Source organism: Lyngbya sp. CCY1209, from assembly GCF_035615495.1.
GTDB lineage: Bacteria > Cyanobacteriota > Cyanobacteriia > Cyanobacteriales > Microcoleaceae > Limnospira.
Map to the genome: position 1 here is coordinate 1 of NZ_JAJENU010000631.1, position 23,763 is coordinate 23,763.

Below are 23,763 nucleotides of genomic sequence, written 5' to 3' on the forward strand. Positions count from 1 at the left end.
CCGTGTGAGGCGAAAGTCTCATGCACGCTTGGAGAATGGGAGGGGGAGAAGGTGACTTCTCTCTCGACCCCTAATGGCGGTCGCCAGGGGAGACGGCCCGCGATCGGTTCGGCCTTCCGGTTCGCCGGACGGTTTCCCGAACGATGCAAGAACCCTTTTCGGCCTCGGGTATCTCACCCTCAAAGAAAAAACCTCGATGGGCGTCCCGTCTGCGGTGCGACTCGCGAAGCCCTGCCGCCCGAAACTTCCGGCCCTTGAAACCCCCGCAATGTTCGAGTCTGTCCCCTTTTTATTCAATTTATAGATGATGTTTAAATTTCTTTTTCCAATACTGAGACGGCACTCCCGTCGGCTGCTGTATTCTTTGGTGTCCCTGAGTATCGCCTGCGGGATTGGGTTGGGCTCCCTGCCGGCGACCCGGGCGATTTCCATTGAAGAGTTGATCTTTCGGGGTATTCAAGTTATTCAATTATCCACCATTTCTGACCGCCAAGAGGTGGCGATCGGTCAACAAATTAACGATCAAATGGTGGGGAAAGAGTTTCGCCTCCACCCCAACCCGGCCTTGACGGAGTATGTCAACCAAATCGGCCAGCGACTCGTCCGGGCCAGCGATCGCCCCGATATTCCCTACACTTTTCAGGTGGTGGATGACTCCCGCATCAACGCCTTCGCGACGATGGGGGGGTTCGTCTACGTGCACACCGGTTTGATCGCCGCGGCGGATAACGAGGCTCAACTCGCCAGCGTCATCGCCCACGAGATCGGACATATCGTCGGACGCCACGCCATCGAACAAATGCGGGAAATGGCGATCGCCCAGGGTGTCGCCTCCGCCGCCGGACTCGACAGCAACATGGCCGTCGCGATCGGGGTCGAACTCGCCCTCCGACGGCCCAACAGCCGCAGTGCCGAATACGAGGCAGACCGGTTGGGGATCGTCAATTTGGGGCGGGCCGGATACGCCCAGCGGGCCGCCGTCGATTTCATGGCTAAACTCCTCAGCAGCGGTTCCCCCCCCACCTTTTTGAGCACCCACCCCGCCACCCGCGATCGCATCGAAACCATGATTCAATATATCGACCCGCGATCGGCCGACAGCGGCGCCGGGATGAACGATCGCGCCTACCAACAGATTGTCAGCCAATTGTTATCTTGATTTAAGTGTCGAAAAAACCGTTCGTAGTCTTCACTTGAGTGCAGTCAAGACAAGGGGCTTCAAGCCCCCTTGTTTTTTGGGTAAAAAATGACTTATAATAAATGCCAGTCAGATAATAATATCAATAAAATGACTGAATTTGACCGATCAAATCATGCTTATAAATCCGCCGAATTCGACAAAACTATACAAGATACAATAGATTTTTTCAATCAAACTCAGGTCTACAAACTTCCCATTGAAAACCGTTTCAATGGCACCGGTGTTTATGCCATTTATTGCCGGTCACAATCCGGGATATATGCAAGGTTTGGTTCTTCGCACCCCTATTTACGTCGGAAAAGCTGTTCCAAAAGGGTGGAGGCAAGCCAGAAAATCATCATCCGATCAATCTACCAGTTATGAACTTTACAATCGGATTCGGGAGCATGGTCGTAGCATCAGTGTGGGAGAAGGTCTCGACCTATCGGACTATCACTGTCGATTGATAATTCTCGAAGGCAAAGAAAGTGATTTGATCGGGACGGTTGAAGCTGCACTCATCCGCCAATATCAACCCATTTGGAATACTTTGATTGATGGTTTCGGAAATCACGATCCTGGAAAAGGTCGATATCAACAAGGGAAGTCCGACTGGGATGTTTGTCATCCGGGGCGACCTTGGGCAGAAAAATGTCAAGGCTCCCATGCAGATCAAAACTATCTCTACAATAAAATCGAACAATTTTTGCAAAATATAGATTAAGAATATGTCCGAAATTTCTTGCTTAGAATTATTTGCGGGTGCGGGAGGGCTGGCGATGGGGATTAGTCGCTCTGGAGTCCGGCATAAAGCATTTGTAGAGTGGAATCAGAATGCCTGTCAAACACTATCCCAGAATTACGATAAAAAACGGGTTTACAATCTAGATATTCGCTCATTCGATTTGACTGAATTTGGTTCGGTAGACTTGATGGCAGGCGGCCCCCCCTGTCAACCCTTTTCAATGGGAGGAAAGCACAAAGGTAATCTAGATAAACGGGATATGTTTCCATCGGTTTGCCAAGCGATCGCCACTTGTACGCCCGAGGCTTTTATCTTTGAAAATGTCAAAGGTATTTTGAGAAAATCATTTCAAAGCTATTTTGAATATATCATTTTGAGGCTGACGTATCCAGAAGTGAAAATCAAAGATTCTGAAGATTGGGGAGAACATCGGAAGAGACTCAAAAAAATTGACGCTTCCGACACATATGCTGGGATCAGATATAACGTCAAATTTTCATTATTGAATGCGACGGATTACGGCGTTCCTCAAATTCGAGAACGGGTTTTTATCGTCGGAATCAGGGACGATCTAGAGGTCGAATGGGATTTTCCAAAACCGACCCATTCTTTAGATGCGTTGCTTTGGTCGCAATTCGTGAGTCGGAATTATTGCGATCGCCACGGCCTCAAAAATATAAACATTGAAAATTGGGATCTGAGACTGCAAAAAAGAATTGAAAAAATGGGGCGACAACCGCCTCTATTTGCCCCACCTTTCCAACCCTGGCAAACCGTGCGCGATCGCATCGGCGACCTTCCCGAACCGGACGACTGCGGCAATTTCGCCGAAGATCACGTCCTCAGAAGGGGTGCAAAACCCTATCCCGGACATACGGGAAGCTATATCGATTTACCCTCAAAAGCCTTAAAAGCGGGAGATCATGGGGTTCCGGGGGGAGAAAATATGATCCGTTATCCGGACGGCCGGGTACGGTATTACACAACCTTGGAAGCCAAACGAATTCAAACCTTTCCAGATCGGTACAAAATTTGGGGTTCTTGGACGGAATCGATGCGACAGATCGGCAATGCCGTCCCGGTGGAGTTGGGATATGCGATCGCCGATTCTTTAGTCAGGGCGATCTGGGGAAACGGCCGGACTGCTGTCAAATGTGCAAGAGGGAATCATTGTTTTAAAATCCCCCATGATTAAGAGGTATTTAAGGTAATTTTACGGCCCCGTAACAGGTGGAGATCCCCCCCATCCCCCCTTAATAAGGGGGGAGAATTTTTCTCAAAGTCCCCCTGACAAAGGGGGATTTAGGGGGATATTTCCCCCCGATGAAAGTTGCAGATCCCCCCCATCCCCCCTTAATAAGGGGGGAGAATTTTTCTTAAAGTCCCCCTGACAAAGGGGGATTTAGGGGGATATTTCCCCCCTCAGATAGACGATCGCACCCCCAAAACCGTGGTATCGTTCAACTCAATTCGGGACGAAATATCAATCTATCTATGGGTTTAAACGTTACACAGAAACTAATTCAATCTCATCTGGTTTCCGGCAAAATGGAACCGGGGGAAGAGATCGGGCTCACCATCGACCAATCCCTCACCCAAGACGCCACCGGGACGATGGTGATGTTGGAATTGGAGGCGATGGGTTTGGATCGGGTCAAAACCGAACTATCGGCCCAATACGTCGATCACAATCTATTGCAAACCGACTATAAAAATGCCGACGATCACTTATTTTTGCGATCGGCTTGCCAGCGATTCGGGATCTGGTACAGCCGCGCCGGAAACGGCATTTCCCACGCCGTCCACATGGAACGGTTCGGCATCCCCGGCAAAACCTTGATCGGTTCCGACAGCCACACCCCCGCCGCCGGAGGGTTGGGAATGTTGGCGTTCGGTGCGGGGGGTTTGGACGTGGCGATGGCGATCGCCGGAGAACCCATGTACATCAAAATGCCCCAAGTTTGGGGGGTCAAATTGACCGGACGTTTGCCGGACTGGGTGAGTGCGAAAGACGTGATTTTGGAAATGTTGCGCCGCCACGATGTCGATGGGGGACGGGGTAAAATTGTCGAATATTACGGCCCCGGTTTGGCATCCCTCAGCGCGATGGATCGCCACGTCATCGCCAACATGGGGACGGAATTGGGGGCGACGAGTACCGTCTTCCCCTCCGACGACGAAACCCGCCGCTTTTTATATTCCCAAGATCGGGAAGATGACTGGATGGAATTGGTCGCCGACGGGGATGCAACCTACGACATTGATGAAGAAATTAATCTGTCGGAATTGCTGCCGCTGATCGCCTGTCCTTCGAGTCCCGGAAATGTGGTTCCGGTTCGCGAGGTGGAAGGGCGAGATGTGAATCAGGTTGTCGTCGGATCTTCGGCAAATCCGGGGTTGCGAGACTTTTGGATCGTCAGCGAAATCGTCAAAAATAAGGTCGCCAGCGATCGCGTTTCTTTCGATGTCAATCCCACCTCCCGCCAATTGGTGGAAAATTTGGCGGCGATGGACGACGCCTTCCTCAACCTGATCCACAGCGGCGCGAGGTTCCACCAGGCGGGGTGTCTGGGGTGCATCGGCATGGGACAGGCCCCCGCGTCCGACCAAATCTCCCTGCGGACGATGCCGCGCAATTTCCCCGGACGTTCGGGCACGGCGGACGACCAAGTTTATTTGTGCAGTCCGGAGACGGCGGCGGCGGCGGCACTGACGGGAAAAATTACCGATCCTCGGGATTTGGAAAATATTTATGACATGAAATATCCCCGGTTTAAAGCGCCGGAAAAATTGATTATCAACACGGATATGTTGGTGGAACCCCCGGCGGACAATCGAGATATCGAACTCGTAAAGGGGCCGAATATCAAGTCGTTTCCCGAGTTTCCCGCCCTGCCCGATCGCGCCGAAGTTCCGGTGTTGTTGAAGGTGGGCGACAACATTTCCACCGACGAAATTCTCCCCGCCGGGGCGAGGGTGTTGCCGTTCCGCAGCAACATTCCCGGCATCAGCGATTTTGTCTATTATATGGTGGACGAAAGTTTCTCCGATCGCGCCAAAGAAACCCAGGAAAAATACGGCGGACACGTCATCGTTGCGGGGGAAAATTACGCCCAGGGGTCGAGTCGGGAACACGCCGCGATCGCCCCCCGCTATTTGGGACAGATCGCCGTCATCGCCAAATCCTACGCCCGCATCGGCTGGCAAAATCTCGCCAATTTCGGCATCTTACCCCTGGAATTTATCGACCCGGAGGATTACGACTCCATCAAGGCGGGGGACGAGTTGGAATTGCTGGACTTGCGGCGTGCGATCGAAGAGGGAGACACGATCGCTCTCAAAAACCGCACCCGGGACCTCACCTACCGCGTCAACTACAGCCTCAGCGATCGCCAAGTTGAAGTGATGTTAGCCGGCGGTTTAATCGGATATTATCGAACACAACGATTATCTGAATTACAAACCGTCGGATGATGATTGAATTGATTGCCGAATGGCTTGGATCGGTGGGGGGAATCGTCCTCTTTTTCGTCCTGCTGATCTTTCTCACCCTCTACCTGCGGGGCGTTTTCCGGGAACGCCGCCAGTACCACCTCAAAAATGTGCCCGCCCCCGATGCCGAAAGTTTCGGGTTTACCGTCGCCTGCCTGTCGGACTCTTTTATTAGCTGCGGCAAAGTGACCGGATTTTGGGTGGAGGCGGAACGGATTTACGCCGCCCGATTTGACGCGATCGCAAAAGCGAAAGAGTCGATCCAGTTTGAAACCTTTATTATCTTACCCGGCGATCGCGCCGATCAATTCGCCGAAGCGATTGTCAAAAAATCCAGGGAAGGGGTAAAAGTGCAAGTCTTGATCGATGATTTCGGAACCCAGTCCCTGCCAAAATCCTATTGGAAAAATTTGGAAGATGCGGGCGTTGAAGTGCGTTTTTTTAATGAATTTAGTTGGAAAGATATCCTCTATCATTTGAAGCGAAATCACCGCAAATTGTTGTTAATTGATGGTAATGTTGCCCTCGTCGGCGGGGCGGGATTTGCAGACGATTGGGATGGGAAAGACAAGAATAATTCCCAAGTTCCTTGGTTGGATTATGAGGTTCGATATCAGGGGCCGGTGGTGACGCGCTTGCAGGGGATTTTCCTGCAACATTGGCTGGATGCCGGGGGAACCGCCGATTTTACCGAACATCACCTTTGCCCCCACGAAAGCGACGAAGAACCGATTATTGTCACCGCTGGGGAAGATCCCAGCTATCGGGACTCCGGAATTCGCGCTTTATTTCAATCTTTGATCGCGGGGGCGAGGCGGCGAATTTGGATCGCCAGTCCCTATTTTCTGCCCGATCCGAACTCGCGAGAATTGCTGTTGGAAGCGAGAAAGCGGGGGGTGGAAATCCGGATTTTGACGATGGGAAAACGCTGTGATAAACCCTACGTTCATTATACATCACGGGAGCTTTATCCTTGTTTATTAAAAGGGGGAATTGAGATTTACGAATACCAACCCAGCATGATGCACGCGAAGGTATTATTGATCGATGAGGATTGGGTGAGTATGGGGAGTGCGAATTTCGATCCTCGCAGTTTTTTCCAAAATGAGGAGTTGAATTTAACGTTGCGCGATCGCTATCTCGCGGAACCCATGGAATCTCTATTTTTGGGGGCGTTTGAGAAGAGTTATTTGGCGAATTGGAAAGACTGGAAGAAGCGACCTTTAAAGGAGCGGGCGATCGGCCGATTTTCCTTGCTATTTTACTGGCAGTTATAGCGCCATATCGCCCGAAAAATTGACGGTTCCGATCTCGATGCGATCGCGTCCGTTTTGTTTGGCTCGGTAGAGGGCGCGATCGGCCGCATTGACGAACGTTTCCACCGCAGTCGCACAACAATTCGGAACCTGGCTGGCGAGCCCCATACTGAGGGTGACAAACTGACTCACCCGAGATTTTTCGTGGGGAATTTGCAGGTGTCGGATGCGGGTGCGAATCCGTTCCGCCACTTCCACCCCCCCGTCAATATCCGTATTGGGCAAGACCACCACGAACTCTTCGCCCCCGTAGCGGGCGACGAAATCGGCGGGGCGTTTGAGAGCCTCTCGTATCGCTTTGGCGACTTGAATTAAACAGTTATCTCCCCGCTGATGACCGTAACAATCATTGTACGCTTTAAAGTCATCGACATCGCACAGAATTAAAGAAAGGGGTTGTCGTTCCCGGCTCGCCCGACACCATTCTTGATATAGCCTTTCGTCGAAGCTGCGGCGATTCCCCACCTGCGTCAAACCGTCAACGTTTACCAAATGCTGCAACTGTCGGTTTGCTTCTTCCAAAGCAGCCTGAATTTTTTGGCGCTCGGTGATATCTTTTCCGACCGTCAAAACGCAAGTTTGACCCCAAAATTCTATCAATTCCGCCGAAACTAGCATCGTTTTGATTTCGCCGTTTTTGGTGCGAAATTGCAATTCTTTGTCGCGAATGTAGCCCGACATTATAAGTCCTTGGTTGTAGAGTAAACGATTTTCTGGGTCAGCCCAAATGTTGAGATCTGCACTCGTTTTTCCGATCGCCTCTTCCCGGGAATACTGCATCAAACTGCAAAAACTTTCGTTGATGTCCAAATAGCGCCCGTCTTCTAGGGTCGAAATCGCGATCGGGTCGGGACTCGACCGAAAGGCGGATGCAAATTTTGCCTCGGATGCCTTCAAAGCCTCCTCCATATTTTTGCGATCGGTGATGTCCGTTTGGATGCCGATATAGTGGGTGACAATCCCCTCAGAGTTCCGCACCGAAGAAATGGACACGTCATTCCAAAATAGAGTTCCGTCTTTTTTGTAGTTCCGCAGTTCCACCCAACAATTATCATGATTTTTCAGCGCTTTTCGGACGACCCCCAACCCCGGTTGATCGCGATCCGTACCCTGTAGAAAACGGCCATTTTTCCCCACCACTTCCGATCGGGAGTAGCCGGTAATTCGTTCAAAGGCGGGATTGACGTAAATGATCGGATTTTCGGATTGAGTGGCATCGGCAATGATGACACCGTTCCGACAGGCAGAAATCGCCTGATCCAGTATCCTTAAGTGGCTTTCTACTTCCTCTCGAATGGCAATTTCTTGCTGAAGTTGCCGATTTTTTTCTGCCAACTGTTTTTTTTGATTTTGCAGCCGCAACTGGAGCCGAACTCGGGCGATCACCTCTTGAATCTGGAAGGGTTTTGTGATATAATCATTTCCGCCAATTTCTAGGGCTCTGACTTTATTTAAAGGGTCATCGAGGGCGCTGATAAAAATGATCGGAATTTCCGAGGTTTGGGGATTTTCTTTTAATTTCTGACACACTTCATAACCGTCGATTCCGGGCATCCGGATGTCGAGAAGAATCAAATTTGGGGGCTTGGAAAATGCCGATTTCAGGGCGATTTCACCGCCGATCGCCTTTCTCAGCTTGTACCCTTCCTGGGATAGCATCTGAGTCAAGACTTTGAGATTTTCGGGCTGATCGTCAACAATTAAGATGTGGTCAGGTTGGGCGGGTTTCAAAGGTAGACTCATAGTCGATTTTTCCAATTAAATCGATAATTATATCGAAACGAAATTGATTGACACAATCTGTCAATGCGGTGGCTAGAGAAGCGTGATTTTCGGGAATTTTAGCGATCAGTTCCAAAGCCCAATCATCATCCAAATCGATCGCGGCTTGGCGAAACTGCACCAACCAATCTGTCGGCATGACCTCCAGGCGAGCGACATCCAAGGAAAAATCAGCTTTTCTGCCTGCCGAACCATCGGTTTGTTCATAAACATAGCAAACTTTCAAATATTTTTCTAAAATTTCAAAAATTACCGCTTCTCGAAACGGTTTGCGGACGAAATCATCGCATCCGGCCGCGACGATCTGATTTTTATCCTCTTCTAACACGCTGGCAGTAATGGCAATAATTTTCGCTTCTCGCCCCTTCGAGTTCATTTTAATCCGTCGGGTCGCTTCGTGACCGTCCATCACGGGCATCCTCATATCCATCCAAATTAAATGGGGTTGCCAGTCCTCCCAAATGGCGATCGCCTCTTTTCCGTCCGCCGCCTCTTTTAACTCAAATCCCAGCGGATTCAGCAATTTGACCAGCAGTTGCCGGTTGAGGGAATTGTCATCGACGATCAAAATTTTGTAATTCGGTTGATTGGGGGCGAGGCCCGTAATCCTGCGGGCCGGGGCGGGAGTTTCAATATCCGTTTCTCGAACCAACTTCACCTCAATATTAAAGTCAAAAACCGTCCCGAATCCCACCCGACTTTTTACCCGAATTTCGCCCCCCATCAGTTGCACGAATTTTCGACTGATCGACAACCCCAAACCCGTCCCCTCTTGGACTTTTTTTCCACTTTCAGTTTGGCTGAACGATTCAAACAGTTGGTCGATTTCTTCCGGGGCAATGCCGACCCCCGTATCTTCGACTTTAAACCACAAAGTCCGCGTCGGGGGTTCCGGTTCCGTCGGCCGGTTCCTCACTCTCACCGACACGCCACCCCGGCGGGTAAATTTGACGGCATTGGCCAGCAAATTGATCAAAACTTCCCGCAATTTCAGCTCGTCGGTTTGAACGTATCGGGGAACGTCCTCCGCCCGGTCAAAATTGAGCTGCAATCCCCGATCGCGCGATCGCAGTTTAAATAATTCTTCGATCTCGTCCAACAGCCGGTACAGGTCGAAATTTTGGGGATTTAAGCTCATTTTTCCCGCCTCAATTTTCGACAGATCCAAAATATGATTGATTAGGGTCAGCAAATATTCCCCGCTGCGGTTGATGATCTCGATATTTTCCCGTTCCTCCGGCGACAGGCGATCGGAACGATTCATAATTTGAGAAAAGCCGATGATCGCATTCAGCGGCGTGCGGAGTTCGTGGCTCATATTGGCGATAAACAAACTTTTGGCTTGGTTGGCAACTTCGGCTTTTTCTTTCGCTTCCGCCAGTTCTTGAGTCCGCCGGTTTACTGTGGCTTCCAACGTGCGATTATAGTCTGCTAAAACCCGTTCAGCTTGTTTTCGCTGGGTGATGTCTTGAAATGCCGCGATCGCGTACACGACCTGACGGAAATCGTCGTAAATTGGGGTCGCCCACACTTCGATGGGTACGACTTTATCGCCCGCGTTAATCTCAAGATCGTCGGCGTAAAACAGTTCTCCTTTTAAAGCTCTGACAACCGGTAAATCCTCCGCCGGATAAGTTTTTTCAGTTCCGGAACGATACACTTGATAAGCCCGACTGAGTTCTGGCGTTCCGGCATCTAAAGGCGATTGAATTCCCAATATTTTTTTGCTGGTTTGATTGGCATAATACAGCCGTCCCGTGGCATCGTGGACGGAAACCGCCACCGGCAGGGCTTCTAAATATTGAGTCAGGCGATTTTCGCTCTCTTTGAGTCGGGCGAAAGATGTTTGCAATTGGACAGCCATTTGATTGAAGGAATCAGCCAATTCTCCCAATTCATCCTTTCGCTCGATTCGGATATGTTGCCCCCAATTTCCGATCGCGATTTCTTTGGCAGCATTATTGATTTTTAATATCGGCTGAACGATCCAACGGACGGTAACAATTCCCAAAACCGTCGCCACCCCCAAAGCCACCAGACATAAAATAACCGTCATCCGCGTATTGGCATCAATCCTCGTCATGAAGTCGGATTCGGGGACGACGACGATCACAAACCAATCTTTAATCTTGGCATCAAAAGGGACGATTTTAATAAAATATTTTTTGCCATTTTCGACAAAGTTTACCTTTTCTTTTCGGTCAATTTTAGACAGGTCTACATCGCCGGATTTCAGATATCTGCCGGCGACCGATATCGGATCATTTTCGCTCTCATGGGGCCGCAACTGACGATAACGCTTTTGCAGGGTTTGGGTTTCTTCGACCTCGAACGGCGTTTCGTCGGCCGAACTCGCGATCAGATCGCCGTCGGTTTCGATAATGAAAACTTCGCCGGACGGACCGAGGGTCATGGAGCCGAGAAAATTGCTGATGTCGATCAAACTCAAATTGACTGAAAAGACGCCGATTAATTCGGAGGTTTCCGAGTCGTAAATGGGATGGTAGGCATTCACGGCAAGGGACGGCTCTTGACCAATTTGAAAGAGTTCGCTCCATCCCCGCCATCGATTCTCGACCGCTGACTGATACCAGGGACGATCGCGCACCGGAAACGGATTTAATGTGTCAAATAGACGAATTGAACGACCCTGATTTTCGATCGCATAAACATCAAATCTATCCGGATTCACCGGATCGGATTTGCCCAGCTCTAATCGATCGTCCCAAAAAGGAGTCCGGTGGATGGTTCTGAACCGGCCGTCGGGACCTCCAAACAGGATCGTGCTGACCGATTCAAACTGTTGAATTTGAGCGATAAAATGCCGTTCCAACTGGGGTAAATTTTGTAAATCCAGTTGGCCGTTGCGGACGGCATCCGCATTGATGCGATTGATCAGTTCGGGCGTCGCCAAATAGGTTTCCAAATACAGTTCGACGCGATCGCTCACCTCGTCCATCAACTGGGCCGCTAAATCTTCTACCGCCTGCTGTCCGTTTCGGTAGGACAGATACCCCACGAGTCCGACCGTCCCGAAAATTTGCAGTAAAAATGGGACGATCAAAACGACTCGCAGGGGAAATCCGGCGACAATTCGAGCCGGCAGACGGGAAAAAAGTTTCATCGGTCAAACAATTAACTCACGGGACGGAGACGGACCCCCGATCTGCGACCGGCTGATTTCTATTATGTCCCATTCACGACTCTTGAGGGTGGCTCAAAAACGGAACCTCGACGATTTCTCCCGCTGTGGTTCCCACTTCCACCGTCAACCCCGGCCCCCCGGCTTTGGTGCGGACGTAGGCTAACCCGAATGGACCGGCCTCCGTTTCGATGACGCTCGTCAGTTTGCCTACCTTTTTGCCCTCCAGGACGATCGCCGTTCCGGGCTCGGCAGCCTCCCGCAGGCGAATCCCCCAAAGCCGCTGTTTGACACCTTTATAAGTGTTGAGGCGGGCGATGGTTTCCTGGCCGATATAACAGCCTTTTTCAAAAGAAATCGTTTCCCACAGTCCGGCTTCTAGGGGGTTGTAATCTTCCGTCAGTTCGCGATCGGGAACCGGACGCCCCTGTTCGATGCGGAGCCGCTCCCAAACGCGATCGCCCATCGGAATGGCCCCGGCCTCGGTTAAGGAATTCCACAGGGGTGCAGCCGCCTCTGCGGGGACGATGAGGGTATATCCCGCCGTCGCCAAACCACTACCCGCCGCGATCCGCACCGCCGCACCCCCCAACTCCGTTACCCAGTGGTGGCCGGGGGGCAAATTTGCCCGAACCGCCACCCCTAGCTTCTCCAACATTTGGGTGCTCTGGGGTCCGATCACGCTGAAGGGGGCGAATTCGTCGCCGAGATCTTGCAATTTCACTCGATCCATCGGAAAAATGTAGCGATCAAGCCATTCGAGCAAATACTCGCGACGGTTGGGGGACACCAGCAGCAACACCGCGTCCTCGGTCATGTAGGCTGTAGCGAGGTCGATGGTGCGGGCGGTGGAGGTGACGAAAACGGTGTCGCACCCCTGTCCGGGCTCCCGGGCGCTGATTTGGTTGGTGCTCTGGTTGTGGAGGAAGGTGAGGCGATCTTCGCCCGAGAGTTTCAGCAGCCCCCAGTGGGAGCGATCGCACAGGGCCGCCCCCGTTTGAGTGGCCGCGATCGCTTCGGCGTCATTATTGAAACTGAGGGGAACCGCGCCGGAGTCGTCGAATACGGCGCCCGTCGATGTTTGGATGTCGTGTAGGGTTTGAATCATGATTCCGTCGGGGTTAAATTGGCGAACAGATCCTCGATGATATCTCGGGTTTTGCGATCAAGTCGATTCCAGTCCACCTCCCCCGCATCGTCGATCAGGCTGGTGTCGATGTCAACTTCCCGGGTTTCTGCATCGGCGTGGGTGGGGGAGTAGTCCCGGAAACAGATTTGATAGCACAGATCCCAAATATCCACGCTGACTTCCCGGCCGTCCCGTTCCAGCTTCAGCAGGTAGCCCGGATAGGGCGTTTGGACGGTTTCGTAACTGCCCTTCCAACCGGAGGTTTCTAGGTGTTGGCGGATGGTGTCCAGGATTCGGATCAGGGCGGGTTGCATGAGTAATTCTGCTTGTTGCCACGCGAGTTGATCTTTGATTTTCGGTTTCATGGATTCCGATTTTTCCCAGTCGAGGTGGGGTTGCCAATGTTGAGCCGATCTTACCGCGATTGCTCGGGGAGTCAAAATGGGCGGTGATTTTACATTTCTTTACAGGGGCGGCGGGGGCGAGATCCCCCGATTTTTACCTGGGAAAGCGATCGCTCCGCCGTCACCTCCCGACCGGGATTTGAATTGAAACCGTCCCAGCCGATACGGTCTTCGTGACCCGAGTTGACAGTTGGAGATGTTGAGAAGACCTGACCCGAAAAAAAACTCGACACGGGTGAGATATAATTGTTTGGATAGAGTTGGGGCGGCTGTCATTGGGGTCCCGATTCTCCACGGCTGGCAAAATGGCGCGATTTTTCGGTCTCGACGCGGTTTCTTGCCGGCGATCAAAAACCGCAAATTTGAAAGGTCATCCTCCGTGGGGACGGGAAATCTCAGCCCCCCCTCCAGGGTCACTCCGTCTTCCCTCCAAATACCCATTTTTTGAAACTAAAAATTAGTTAAAATCTCAGGTGGGACGGAATTTTCGCCCCACCATCAACCCATTGAAAACGGCGATCGCACGAGTCGGATCGGAATTGAAAACCAACCGGTCGAAGACGACACTTTTGAAAACGCTTTCTGGCCGATACCCCCATCAAGAATCGGATGGCATTGACCCATGAAAATCCTTCTCATTGACGATGACGAACAACTCGCAGAAGAACTGGTCAAACTTCTCAAATCCCAGAATTATGTGGTGGACATCGCCGCGGACGGAGAAGAAGGGTGGAACTACGTTCAAACCTTCGACTACAATTTGATCCTGCTCGACGTGATGCTCCCCAAACTCGATGGCATCACCCTGTGCCGGAAACTGCGATCGCGCGGCTACCAGATGCCCGTCCTCCTGCTCACCGCCCGGGACACCTGCCAGGATAAAGTCCTCGGACTCGACGCCGGAGCCGACGATTACCTGGTCAAACCCATCGTGCTCCCGGAATTGATCGCCCGGGTCCGCGCCCTGTTGCGCCGGGGGGTGATCTCCACGCCCCCCGTCCTCAGTTGGGGCAACCTGCGGCTGGACCCGGCCCACTGCGAAATTTCCTACGACGGCTCGGCCCTCCCCCTCACCCCCAAAGAATACGGCCTTTTGGAACTGTTGCTCCGCAGCCCCTGCCGGGTTTTCAGCTACGACACCATCATCGGACACCTGTGGTCCGGAGAAGAACCGCCCTCGGAAAACACCGTCCGAGCCCACGTCAAAAGTCTGCGGATGAAATTGAAAGCCGCCGGGGCCGCCTTTGATACCATCGAAAATGTCTACGGTCTGGGATATCGTCTCAAAAATTCCGCCCCGCCCCCTGCCCCCAAATCTCAGTCCGACCAGTCCGTACTCGAAGCCGTCAGCCAAATTTGGGAAAACATTCGAGAAAAAACCATCGCCCGCGTTCAGGTTATTCAAGATCTGGCAAGCCTGAACCATCCAGATGTCAAACTCGAACCCAATCGCCGGCAAGCCTACCAAGAAGCCCACAAACTCGCCGGTTCCTTGGGAACCTTCGGATTCGCCCGCGGCTCCCAACTGGCCCGGAAAATCGAATATTTGCTCTCCGGCGACCAACCCCTGAACCCCTACCAACACCACCAGCTTCAAAAGTGGACGGATGAACTCTACGAAGTCCTCCAAAGACACCCCCGAGAATCGATTTCCGAGTCCCAAGTCCCCTCCCCCCACCTCAAGGACTGCCCCAGCCTGTTGATCGTTGATGACGACACCCTGTTGAGCGAACAAATTGCCCGGGAAGCCAAAATCCGCGGCATGGAAGCCCGGACGGCACCGAGCGTTGGCGTCGCCCGAGCCATGCTGGTGGAATCCACACCCAGTTTGATCCTGTTAGACCTCAATTTTCCCAGCCCCGAAGAAGATGGGTTCATGCTCTTGGAAGACCTCGCCTACCACCGCCCGGAAATTCCCGTCGTCGTCCTCTCCGTGCGGGCTAATTTCATCGATCGCCTCACCGTCTGCCGTCTGGGCAGCCGCGCCTTCTTGCAAAAACCGATGCCCACCGAGCAGATTTTGGATCTGGCCACGGAAGTCCTGCAAAATAATATTACCCGGGGCCGGATCATGGCGATCGACGACGACCCGCAAATTTTGGCACTGCTCACCACCCTCCTGTCCCCCTTCGGCCTCCAGGTGGAAACCCTCGGCACCCCCCGCAAGTTTTGGGAAGCCCTGGAACTCTCCACCCCCGACCTGCTCATCCTGGACGTGGAAATGCCCCACTACAACGGCATCGAACTCTGCCAGGTGATTCGCAACGAACCCCGTTGGCGTTACCTGCCCATCCTGATTTTGACCAGCCACACCGACCCCGAAACTATCTCCCGGGTCTTCGGCGCCGGCGCCGACGACTTCATCGGCAAACCTGTGGTTGGCCCGGAACTGATCGCACGCCTGTTCAACCGCCTGCACCGCAGCCGCCTGTGGCGCAACCTCGCGGAAGTTGATACCCTCACCGGGGTCGCGAACCGCCAGAAATCCAGCCAGGACATCAACCGCCTCCTCCGCATGGCCGGCCGCCAAAAACAACCCCTGTGTTTCGCTATTTTGGATCTCGACCATTTCAAAGAGATCAACGACCGCTACGGCCACGCCACGGGGGATTGGGTCCTGCACCGCTTCGGGGAACTGCTGCAAAGTGTCTTCCGCAAGGAGGATGTCGTTGGACGCTGGGGCGGTGAAGAATTTGCCGTGGCGATGTACGGCACCGGCAAGGCGGACGGCCTCCGACGCCTGGAAACGGTTTTGGAACGGTGGCGTCTGGAAGCTCTGGTTTCCGAAGATCGGAGGGTTATTTCGGTGACATTCAGCGCCGGGGTGGCCCAGTATCCCGACGACGGCCCGGATTTGCAGTCCCTCTACCGCTCCGCAGATGCCGCACTCTACTCGGCTAAAGAAGCCGGACGCAATCAAGTCCGCAGTTGTAATTTCGGTGGGGGAGAAATTGATAATTGATAGTTGACCAGGGACAATTGACCAGGGACAATTGATGACTAAAAGAATTTTGATGATCGACGATGAAGAGGATATTTTGATCGTCACCCGGCGCTGTTTGGAACTTGAAGCGGGATGGGAGGTGATGGTGGCATCCTCCAGCGCCGAGGGACTCGACTTGGCTCAACGATCGCAACCCGATGCTATCCTCCTGGACGTGATGATGCCCGACATGGACGGAGCCGCCACCATCAAACGCCTGAAAGCCAATTCGACCACCGCTTCCATCCCGGTGGTCTTCCTTACCGCCAAGCATTCCCCCGCCGAACGGGACTGGTGCTTGGGTCTGGGGGCCGTGGCGGTGGTCGGCAAACCCTTCGATCCCCTCGATATTTCCCACCAAATCAGTCGCGCCCTGGGGTGGGAAGATTAGGCGATCGCACAGATTTGAGATCCCAATGTTCGACCCCCTGCCAGGGGAAGTTAAAACCACCTATAATACTCGCGTATCCGGAATTTGCCAGCAGTCTGAACAGAAAATGCGACTGACCGGCGGTGGTATTTTTTGACCCGAACTCCCCCCAGATCCCACCGTCGGGGCGATCGCGTTACCCGTCCCTTCAACTTCCCCCTATGAGCCGGCGACTTCCCACCCGCGAACAGCTACAGTTTCAATTCCGCGCCATCGCCCAGCAATTTATCGGCGGCCCCAAGCGTCTGGCAATTTTTGAAGCCTGTTTGATCGGGTTGATTTCCGGGATCGCCGCCTTCTGCCTGCGGGCGGGAGCCGGATTCTTGGGCTCCTGGCGCGTACACGGCTCCGCCCAATACTCCGCCTGGCCGTTCCTGCCCCTGCTCGGCGTCTGCGGCGGCTTCCTGGCCGGGTTCCTGGTGGAGCGGGTCGCCCCGGAAGCAGCCGGCAGCGGTATCCCACAAGTCAAAGCTGCCCTGGGGGGGACGAAAATTTCCCTCGACCTGCGCGTCGCCCTCGTCAAACTCGTCGGCACGATGGTGACGATGGCCTCCGGATTCACCCTGGGGCGACAGGGACCGACCGTGCAGATCGGGGCGTCCCTCGCCGCCTGGGTGAGCCGCTGGGTCCCCACCTCCCCCAACTACCGCCGCCAACTGATCGCCTGCGGAGCCGCCGCCGGGCTCGCAGCCGGATTCAACGCCCCCATCGCCGGGGTGTTGTTCGTGGTCGAAGACCTCCTCCACGACGTCTCCGGCCTCACCCTCGGACCGGCTATCATCGCCTCCTTTACCGGGGCGGTGGTGTCTAGGCTGTTGGGAAATCAAGAAATGGGCATCCCCCCCGCCACCTCCACCCCCGTCGAAACCCTCTACCAGGAATGGCTCATCGAACTGCCGGAAATCCCCTTTTACATCCTCCTCGGCATCCTGTCGGGAGCCTTCGGCGTCCTCTTCAGCCGGGCGATCGTCGCCCTCCAAAAGCTCAACCGCCACACCCTGAAGCTGGGCCTGCCCCTGCGGATGGCCCAAGCCGGGTTGATCTGCGGCGGGGTCGTCTCCATCCTCCCCGCCACCTTTCGGGACAATGCCGGGTTGCGGGAGTTTATCCTCAGCGGTAACATTCTCTGGACGACCACCGCCCTGGCCTTCGTCGTGCAGTTTTCCCTCACCAGCATCGCCGCAGGTTCCGGGGCGCCCGGGGGGTTATTTGCCCCGTCCCTGATTTTGGGCGCCGCCTTGGGGGACACCATCGGCCTCTGGCAAGCCTCCACCATCGACCTGCAACCCCACACCACCTACGCCTTCGCGGGGATGGGCGCGTTCTTCTGCGCCGTGTCCCGGACACCGGTGACGGCCGTGGTCATCGTGTTTGAGATGACCGCCGATTTCAATTTGGTGCTCCCCCTGATGGTCTGTTCGATCACCGCCTACCTGATGGCCGAAAAGCTCGACAAACAGTCCCTCTACGATCGCCTCCTGGAGTTGAACGGCATCGAACTCGACCGCCCCGACCCCGGCGACCACGTTTCTTTGAATACCCTGCGGGCCGAGGATGTCATGCAGCGACAGGTGGAAACCCTCGACTACCGACTCGGCGTCGGACAGGTGATGCAGGCCTTTTCGCGATCGCACCACCGCGGCTTCCCCGTCGTCGATCAAGGCAAATTGGTCGGCATCATCACCCAAACCGACATGGCGAGAATTCACAAACACGAACTCCCGGAAGACACCCCCCTCTACAAGTTGATGACCCCCCAACCCGTCACCATCCAGCCGGACGCCCCCCTCAGCGAAGTGCTCTACCTCCTCGGACGCCAGAAGTTGAGCCGCCTTCCCGTCGTGGAGGGGCGACACCTGGTGGGCATCATCACCCGCAGCGACATCATCCGCGGCGAACTGGGATACCTGAGCGGGGAAACCACCCAAGTCGGACCCCACCCAGTCCCCTCCTACGTCGTCTATCAGACCCAGGGCCCCTGCGTGGGCAACGGCCGGATTCTGGTGTCCCTGTACAACCCCAAAACCGCCGCCGCCCTACTCCACGTCGCCGCCTCCATCGCCCGGGAACGGAATTATGAGTTGGAATGCCTGACGATTATTACTATTCCCCGGCATCAACTGCCCGCCGAAACCTCCGTCCGGATCACTAAAAGCCGCCAACTACTGCGGGAAGCCGAACGCATCGCCCGCCGCTGGCAAGTGCCCCTCCACACCCAGGTCAGGGTCGCCCACGACGTCACCCAGGCGATTTTGGAGACCGTGAAGGAGCGACACATCGACCTGACTTTGATGGGGTGGCAGGGGGAAAAATCCACCGCCGACCGCATCTTTGGATCGGTGGTCGATGCGATTATCCGCCAGGCACCCGGGGAAGTGGTTTTGGTGAAGTGGGGGCGGGACGTACACCGCATTTTTAACCATCCCTCCGGGCGACGATCGCTGCAATTTCCGATCTGGCGACGGTGGCTGGTGCCCCTGCGGACGGGAGTGCGACACGCCGCGGCGATGCGGATTTTGCCCGGTTTGGTGAATTTGAGTTTGCAGCCGGACGTGCGGTTATTGAAGGTGGTGAAAAAGAATATTTCTGACTCGGAATTGCGCCGGTTACAGTTGGAAGTGGAGAATTGGGGCCACCGCCTCAACGGCTCCGTGACGATGAGTTCCGTCTGCGCCCATTCCGTCGCTGACGCCGTCTTGGATGTCGTCCACAAAGAACGGTGCGATGTCGTCGTTGTCGGCGCCAGCCGGGAAGGAATGCTCCAACGCGCAATCCACGGCAACCTCCCGGAGACGATCGCCCGCGGCTGCAACTGCACCGTGATTTTGATCCGTCCGGCTATGGCGAATTAGTCGATCCGAGGATCGATCATTCTTAAAAGCCTTATAGAAAAGCCGTTTCAGTTCCCGATTCCTGATTCCTGATTACCGATTACCGATGACCTGCACGCATCCCAACAATTCTAAATGCTTTTCCACGGGGGCGAGGGTGTTGGCCGCGATCGCGCCACTGGCCGCAACAGCCGGCAAACCGATCCCCGGAAACGTTGAATCTCCGCAGCACAGCAGCCCCGTCAAGGGGGTCGTCGCTCCCGGAAACAGGGCCTCCCCAGCCGCGATCGCCCGGCCGTAGGAACCCCGGTGACGACGCAAAAATCTCTCGTGGGTGAGGGGCGTCCCCACCAGCGTCACCTCGGCGCGATCACGGATATCGGGAATAATCCGTTCCAACGCCTCCCACATCGGGGCGGCCCGTTCTTCCTTCCGTTTTTGATAGGCGGGGGAATTGCGATCGAGTCCCGCCCACAGATCGTAGGGTTCGTTGCCGGGGGTGTAGACGTGGATCGCGTGTTTTCCCGGCCGGGCCCGTCAATTTGGGAATGTCGCCGATGTGTCCCAGGAGCGGCAAAAAATGCCGTCCGGCGGTGAGCGCCACCCCCCAGTCCAGCCGCCGGGCCAGCGGCGCAAGGGCGATCGCCGCATCCTTGAGGGGTTCCATCACCCGCTGCAATTCCCGCCACTCCGACACGGCGGTTTCCCCCCGCAGTTGTCGTATCGAACTGCCCTTCCGGGAGGTGGCATCCCCAGGTGTCGTAGGTGGCCCACTCGGGAGATTCCGCGATCGCATCCAATACCTGCCGCAGGGGGTTGGGGGAGGGACTGTAACTCATGCCAGAGTACAGCGAAGGTCCGGAGTCGAACCGGTAGCGGCCGCGATCAAACCCGTGGGCCGCACCGCCGGGGATGGAATGGCTCTCGCAGACGGCGACATCGAAGCCGTACCGCGCCAGCAGCGCCACACAGCTCAATCCGCCGATCCCGCTGCCAATGACGACGACATCCGTTTCTAACATGGTGGAACTGCTCACGGTGACGAACAATTAACAATTAACAATCAACAATTAATAAATTTTTTTCTTTTCGATTTGGGCTGGCAGGTCGGCGGAAGGGCGCTGAAGCGCAACAACGACGATCGCAGGAAAAGTGATTGCAAATAAAATTATAACCTCAGATGGATGAAATTGCAAGAAACTTTTATTTATCCTAATTAAAATTGCAAATTTGCGATCAGGAGGAATGATTATGAGTTGGCTGAGTCGATTATTCGGACGCGAGGAAGAAGAAAAAGCCAAACAAGCCGAAAATAAGCAAGCCGTCAAAAATGCCCAGGGTTCCGACCAACCTGCCGTACAAGAATCCCAGGGATTGGTTCCCCCCGAACGGATGGGAATTGATGGCAAATACGACCAAAGCGGTTTGGCGAAGCGGGTGGCTTTGGCTTTCGACGAACATCCGGAATTGTCCGATCTGCAATCCGTTTGGGTGGCACAAACCGGAAATACCGTCGTCTTGAAAGGAAAAGTCAGAAACGAAGAAACACTGGAAAGTCTCGTCACCACCGCCCGGGGCGTTTACGGAACTGAAGATGTGGACATTCAAGAAATGTCCGTGATATCTACCCCGAAAAATCAGTTGTTGTAAATTTAGGTTTTTGACTGTAAAAAGATGCTTCGCTTTGACTTCAACGGGGACTTTGAATTAGCCGGCGTACCTCACCGACTGGAAAATTGCTGTAGAAAAGGTTGGCAATCCTCTTGAGAGGATTTCTGCTATTCATTTAGGTTAGGACATATCCTCCCTCTGTGTTCTCTGTGTCTCTGTGGTTAAAATTCAAAACGGTCTGCTATAGCTTGGGAATTGATTCCCAAGCAGTGCCGAATTTTATCCGACACCCACCATTAAAACAAAAAAGGGGCGGTTTGCCCCTTTCCTCTCAAAGTCCCCCTTTTTAAGGGGGATTTAGGGGGATCAAACCCCATCGATTCTAAAACGTATCGCTGACGATATTTTGGGCTTCCTGAAGGATTTGATTCAGGTGATCTTCACCCTTGAAACTCTCGGCGTAGATCTTGTAAACATCCTCCGTCCCCGACGGGCGGGCCGCGAACCAACCCTCTTCCGTCGTTACCTTCAAACCGCCGATCGCTGCATCATTTCCCGGCGCCTTCGTCATCTTGGCGACGATCGCATCCCCCGCCAAAGTTGAAGCCTTCACGTCCTCCGGCGACAGCTTACTCAACCGGGCTTTTTGTTCCGGCGTGGCGGGAGAATCGATGCGGGAATAGTAAGCCCGTCCCAGACGTTCCGTCAGTTCCTTATAATGAATTCCGGGATCTTTGCCCGTTTTGGCAGTAATTTCCGCCGCCAACAAATCCATGATGATCCCGTCCTTATCCGTCGTCCAAACCGTCCCGTCCGTCCGCAGGAAAGACGCCCCCGCACTTTCCTCGCCGCCGAACCCGAAGCAACCGTCTAACAACCCGTCAACGAACCATTTGAAACCCACTGGAACCTCGCACAATTTGCGATCGATATCCTTGGCGACGCGATCAATTAGGCTGCTGCTGACCAGGGTTTTGCCGATCGCACTCTCTTGAGTCCACCCATCGCGATTCGTAAATAAATACCAAATCGCCACCGATAAAAAATGATTCGGGTTCATCAGTCCCATGCTGGGGGTGACGATACCGTGGCGGTCCGAGTCCGTGTCGTTGCCGAAGGCGATGTCGTAGTCGTCTTTGAGTTTGACCAAATTCGCCATCGCGTAGGGGGAAGAACAATCCATGCGAATTTTGCCGTCCCGGTCCACAGTCATAAATCCGAAGGTGGGGTCGATGGTGTCGTTCACCACCGTCAAATTCAAGCCGTAACGTTCCGCGATCGGTCCCCAGTAGGCGATGTTGGAACCTCCCAACGGATCGACGCCGATGCGGATTCCTGAGTCTCGGATCGCCCCCATATCGACGATATTTTCCAGGTCGGCGACGTAGGGGGTGATAAAGTCAAAAATATGGGTCGTGCTGGCGTAGAGGGCCTGTTGGTACGGGCTGCGACTCACGCCCTGATTGCCCTCGGCCAGGAGTTCGTTCGCCCGCTGCTGAATCCACTTGGTGATTTCTGGGCCAGCCGGACCGCCGGAGGGGGGGTTGTACTTGAAGCCACCGTCGCCGGGGGGGTTGTGGGACGGCGTGATCACAATGCCGTCCGCCAAACCTTCCGTCCGGTTTCGGTTGTAGGTGAGGATGGCGTGGGAGACAGCCGGGGTGGGGGTGAAGCGGGCCCCCCCTTCTCCCCGGGCGATGCAGGTTTCCACGCCGTTAGCCGCGAGTACCTCCAAAGCGGTTTTCTGGGCCGGTTCCGAGAGGGCGTGGCTGTCCATCCCCATGTACAGGGGGCCGGTGATGCCATGATTTTTCCGGTATTCCACCGTCGCCTGGGTGACGGCTAGGATGTGATCTTCGTTGAAAGTGCCGTTCGCCGAAGATCCCCGGTGTCCGGAAGTTCCGAAACTCACCTGCTGTTGGGGATTGTTGGGATCGGGGTGGACCCAATAGTATTGGTCCAGGAGGCGATCAATATCTTCCAAAATCTCGGCGGGGGCCACTTTCCCGGCCAGGGGACTCACGTTTTTGGCTGCCATTATTATCTTTCATAAATCGCTTTTCAGTTCAAAGTATAGTGGCAATCCCGTCCCCGCGATCGCCCCTCTGTCGGCGGAAATGGTCGCGTTTGGGGAGATGGCGGCGGATCTGTGTTCCGACGATGGGAGAATTTAAGATCGCGTTAAATTTGGTGACAAGGCCGCGCCATCAATGGAATGAACGATCGCATCCGGGCCCCCCCACCGACACCCGGACTGAACGTTCCAGTTTCGCTGCCCGCGATCGCTTCTCGGTGACAAGGCCGCGCCATCAATGGAATGAACGATCGCATCCGGGCCCCCCACCGACACCCGGACTGAACGTTCCAGTTTCGTTGCCCGCGATCGCTTCTCGGTGACAAGGCCGCGCCATTAATGGAATGAACGATCGCATCCGGGCCCCCCCACCGCCGCCCGGACTGAACGTTCCAGTTTCGATATCGGGGAAAAGTCGCGGAATTTTGACGACAAGGGCGCGCCATCAATGGAATGAACGATCGCATCCGGGTCCGCCACCGCCGCCCGGACTGAACGTTCCAGTTTCGTTGCCCGCGATCGCATTTGATGGTTTAATGTCTTCTTGGAAATGCGATCGCCGAATTTGTCACGTAAAATCTCCGATACGTTTGGAAGCTCTGTCTCTTTAGAGCAGGGAGGAAAAACGAACGGCGACTTGAGTC

At 54.3% G+C, this 23,763-nt stretch carries 15 protein-coding genes and 1 pseudogene; 9 read left to right on the top strand and 7 right to left on the bottom strand.

Translation table 11 applies throughout. The features are described 5' to 3' along the window. The first annotated feature begins 307 nt into the window (after positions 1-307). From LKE08_RS24050 to LKE08_RS24070, 5 genes are all read left to right on the top strand, one after another. Complete coding sequence (locus LKE08_RS24050) at positions 308-1,159, top strand: M48 family metallopeptidase (protein ID WP_324706825.1); 852 nt, start codon at positions 308-310, stop codon at positions 1,157-1,159. 253 nt (positions 1,160-1,412) lie between these two features. Then, the gene (locus LKE08_RS24055) at positions 1,413-1,904 is read left to right on the top strand and encodes an Eco29kI family restriction endonuclease (protein WP_324706811.1); all 492 of its coding nucleotides are present in this window, start codon (positions 1,413-1,415) and stop codon (positions 1,902-1,904) included. 4 nt (positions 1,905-1,908) lie between these two features. After that, positions 1,909-3,120: a DNA (cytosine-5-)-methyltransferase gene (locus tag LKE08_RS24060; RefSeq protein WP_324706812.1), complete on the top strand. Its 1,212-nt coding sequence runs from the start codon at positions 1,909-1,911 to the stop codon at positions 3,118-3,120. Between the two features lie 299 nt (positions 3,121-3,419). Beyond that, positions 3,420-5,399: an aconitate hydratase gene (locus LKE08_RS24065; protein WP_324706813.1), complete on the top strand. Its 1,980-nt coding sequence runs from the start codon at positions 3,420-3,422 to the stop codon at positions 5,397-5,399. Next, positions 5,396-6,694 carry a phosphatidylserine/phosphatidylglycerophosphate/cardiolipin synthase family protein gene (locus LKE08_RS24070; RefSeq protein WP_324706814.1) on the top strand — a complete coding sequence of 433 codons (1,299 nt, stop codon included), beginning with the start codon at positions 5,396-5,398 and terminating at the stop codon, positions 6,692-6,694. The genes LKE08_RS24065 and LKE08_RS24070 overlap by 4 nt, the downstream gene beginning before the upstream one ends. Here the strand turns inward: LKE08_RS24070 and LKE08_RS24075 are convergent. The 4 genes from LKE08_RS24075 to LKE08_RS24090 all read right to left on the bottom strand — a co-directional run bounded on the left by LKE08_RS24075 (position 6,689) and on the right by LKE08_RS24090 (position 13,151). Further along, entirely contained in the window at positions 6,689-8,476 is a 1,788-nt protein-coding gene (locus LKE08_RS24075) for a diguanylate cyclase domain-containing protein (RefSeq protein ID WP_324706815.1), read from the bottom strand. The genes LKE08_RS24070 and LKE08_RS24075 overlap by 6 nt on opposite strands. Continuing rightward, positions 8,445-11,639, bottom strand: coding sequence for an ATP-binding protein (locus LKE08_RS24080; RefSeq protein WP_324706816.1), 3,195 nt, complete (start codon positions 11,637-11,639; stop codon positions 8,445-8,447). The genes LKE08_RS24075 and LKE08_RS24080 overlap by 32 nt, the downstream gene beginning before the upstream one ends. A gap of 73 nt (positions 11,640-11,712) precedes the next feature. Further along, complete coding sequence (locus LKE08_RS24085; RefSeq protein ID WP_324706817.1) at positions 11,713-12,765, bottom strand: folate-binding protein; 1,053 nt, start codon at positions 12,763-12,765, stop codon at positions 11,713-11,715. Then, the gene (locus LKE08_RS24090; protein ID WP_324706818.1) at positions 12,762-13,151 is read right to left on the bottom strand and encodes a hypothetical protein; all 390 of its coding nucleotides are present in this window, start codon (positions 13,149-13,151) and stop codon (positions 12,762-12,764) included. The genes LKE08_RS24085 and LKE08_RS24090 overlap by 4 nt, the downstream gene beginning before the upstream one ends. A 661-nt stretch (positions 13,152-13,812) precedes the next feature. Between LKE08_RS24090 and LKE08_RS24095 the strand changes: the two genes are divergently transcribed. The 3 genes from LKE08_RS24095 (at position 13,813) to LKE08_RS24105 (ending at position 19,455) form a co-directional block, all read left to right on the top strand. Next, positions 13,813-16,152 carry a response regulator gene (locus tag LKE08_RS24095; protein WP_324706819.1) on the top strand — a complete coding sequence of 780 codons (2,340 nt, stop codon included), beginning with the start codon at positions 13,813-13,815 and terminating at the stop codon, positions 16,150-16,152. 31 nt (positions 16,153-16,183) lie between these two features. After that, the gene (locus LKE08_RS24100; protein ID WP_375341463.1) at positions 16,184-16,564 is read left to right on the top strand and encodes a response regulator; all 381 of its coding nucleotides are present in this window, start codon (positions 16,184-16,186) and stop codon (positions 16,562-16,564) included. 200 nt (positions 16,565-16,764) lie between these two features. Beyond that, a complete protein-coding gene (locus LKE08_RS24105; protein ID WP_324706821.1) occupies positions 16,765-19,455 on the top strand; it encodes a chloride channel protein in 2,691 nt (896 codons plus the stop codon). Between the two features lie 72 nt (positions 19,456-19,527). On the opposite strand, the pseudogene LKE08_RS24110 reads toward LKE08_RS24105, so the two are convergent. Then, positions 19,528-20,456, bottom strand: a pseudogene (locus LKE08_RS24110) (phytoene desaturase family protein). A 229-nt stretch (positions 20,457-20,685) separates the two neighbouring features. On the opposite strand from LKE08_RS24110, the gene LKE08_RS24115 reads away from it, so the two are divergent. Next, a complete protein-coding gene (locus LKE08_RS24115) occupies positions 20,686-21,084 on the top strand; it encodes a phospholipid-binding protein (protein ID WP_324706822.1) in 399 nt (132 codons plus the stop codon). A gap of 343 nt (positions 21,085-21,427) precedes the next feature. Here the strand turns inward: LKE08_RS24115 and pgm are convergent, their stop codons facing one another. Both pgm and LKE08_RS24125 read right to left on the bottom strand, forming a co-directional pair. Then, positions 21,428-23,083, bottom strand: coding sequence for a phosphoglucomutase (alpha-D-glucose-1,6-bisphosphate-dependent) (gene pgm, locus LKE08_RS24120; protein ID WP_324706823.1), 1,656 nt, complete (start codon positions 23,081-23,083; stop codon positions 21,428-21,430). A gap of 143 nt (positions 23,084-23,226) precedes the next feature. Continuing rightward, complete coding sequence (locus LKE08_RS24125) at positions 23,227-23,565, bottom strand: hypothetical protein (protein ID WP_324706824.1); 339 nt, start codon at positions 23,563-23,565, stop codon at positions 23,227-23,229. Positions 23,566-23,763: the final 198 nt, after the last annotated feature.

Bases quoted from the DNA above. Each gene is read 5' to 3' on its own strand.
- LKE08_RS24050 (WP_324706825.1), top strand. From the start codon at position 308: ATGTTTAAATTTCTTTTTCCAATACTGAGACGGCACTCCCGTCGGCTG.
- LKE08_RS24055 (WP_324706811.1), top strand. From the start codon at position 1,413: ATGGCACCGGTGTTTATGCCATTTATTGCCGGTCACAATCCGGGATAT.
- LKE08_RS24060 (WP_324706812.1), top strand. From the start codon at position 1,909: ATGTCCGAAATTTCTTGCTTAGAATTATTTGCGGGTGCGGGAGGGCTG.
- LKE08_RS24065 (WP_324706813.1), top strand. From the start codon at position 3,420: ATGGGTTTAAACGTTACACAGAAACTAATTCAATCTCATCTGGTTTCC.
- LKE08_RS24070 (WP_324706814.1), top strand. From the start codon at position 5,396: ATGATGATTGAATTGATTGCCGAATGGCTTGGATCGGTGGGGGGAATC.
- LKE08_RS24075 (WP_324706815.1), bottom strand. From the start codon at position 8,476: ATGAGTCTACCTTTGAAACCCGCCCAACCTGACCACATCTTAATTGTT.
- LKE08_RS24080 (WP_324706816.1), bottom strand. From the start codon at position 11,639: ATGAAACTTTTTTCCCGTCTGCCGGCTCGAATTGTCGCCGGATTTCCC.
- LKE08_RS24085 (WP_324706817.1), bottom strand. From the start codon at position 12,765: ATGATTCAAACCCTACACGACATCCAAACATCGACGGGCGCCGTATTC.
- LKE08_RS24090 (WP_324706818.1), bottom strand. From the start codon at position 13,151: ATGAAACCGAAAATCAAAGATCAACTCGCGTGGCAACAAGCAGAATTA.
- LKE08_RS24095 (WP_324706819.1), top strand. From the start codon at position 13,813: ATGAAAATCCTTCTCATTGACGATGACGAACAACTCGCAGAAGAACTG.
- LKE08_RS24105 (WP_324706821.1), top strand. From the start codon at position 16,765: ATGAGCCGGCGACTTCCCACCCGCGAACAGCTACAGTTTCAATTCCGC.
- LKE08_RS24115 (WP_324706822.1), top strand. From the start codon at position 20,686: ATGAGTTGGCTGAGTCGATTATTCGGACGCGAGGAAGAAGAAAAAGCC.
- pgm (WP_324706823.1), bottom strand. From the start codon at position 23,083: ATGGCAGCCAAAAACGTGAGTCCCCTGGCCGGGAAAGTGGCCCCCGCC.
- LKE08_RS24125 (WP_324706824.1), bottom strand. From the start codon at position 23,565: ATGGCGCGCCCTTGTCGTCAAAATTCCGCGACTTTTCCCCGATATCGA.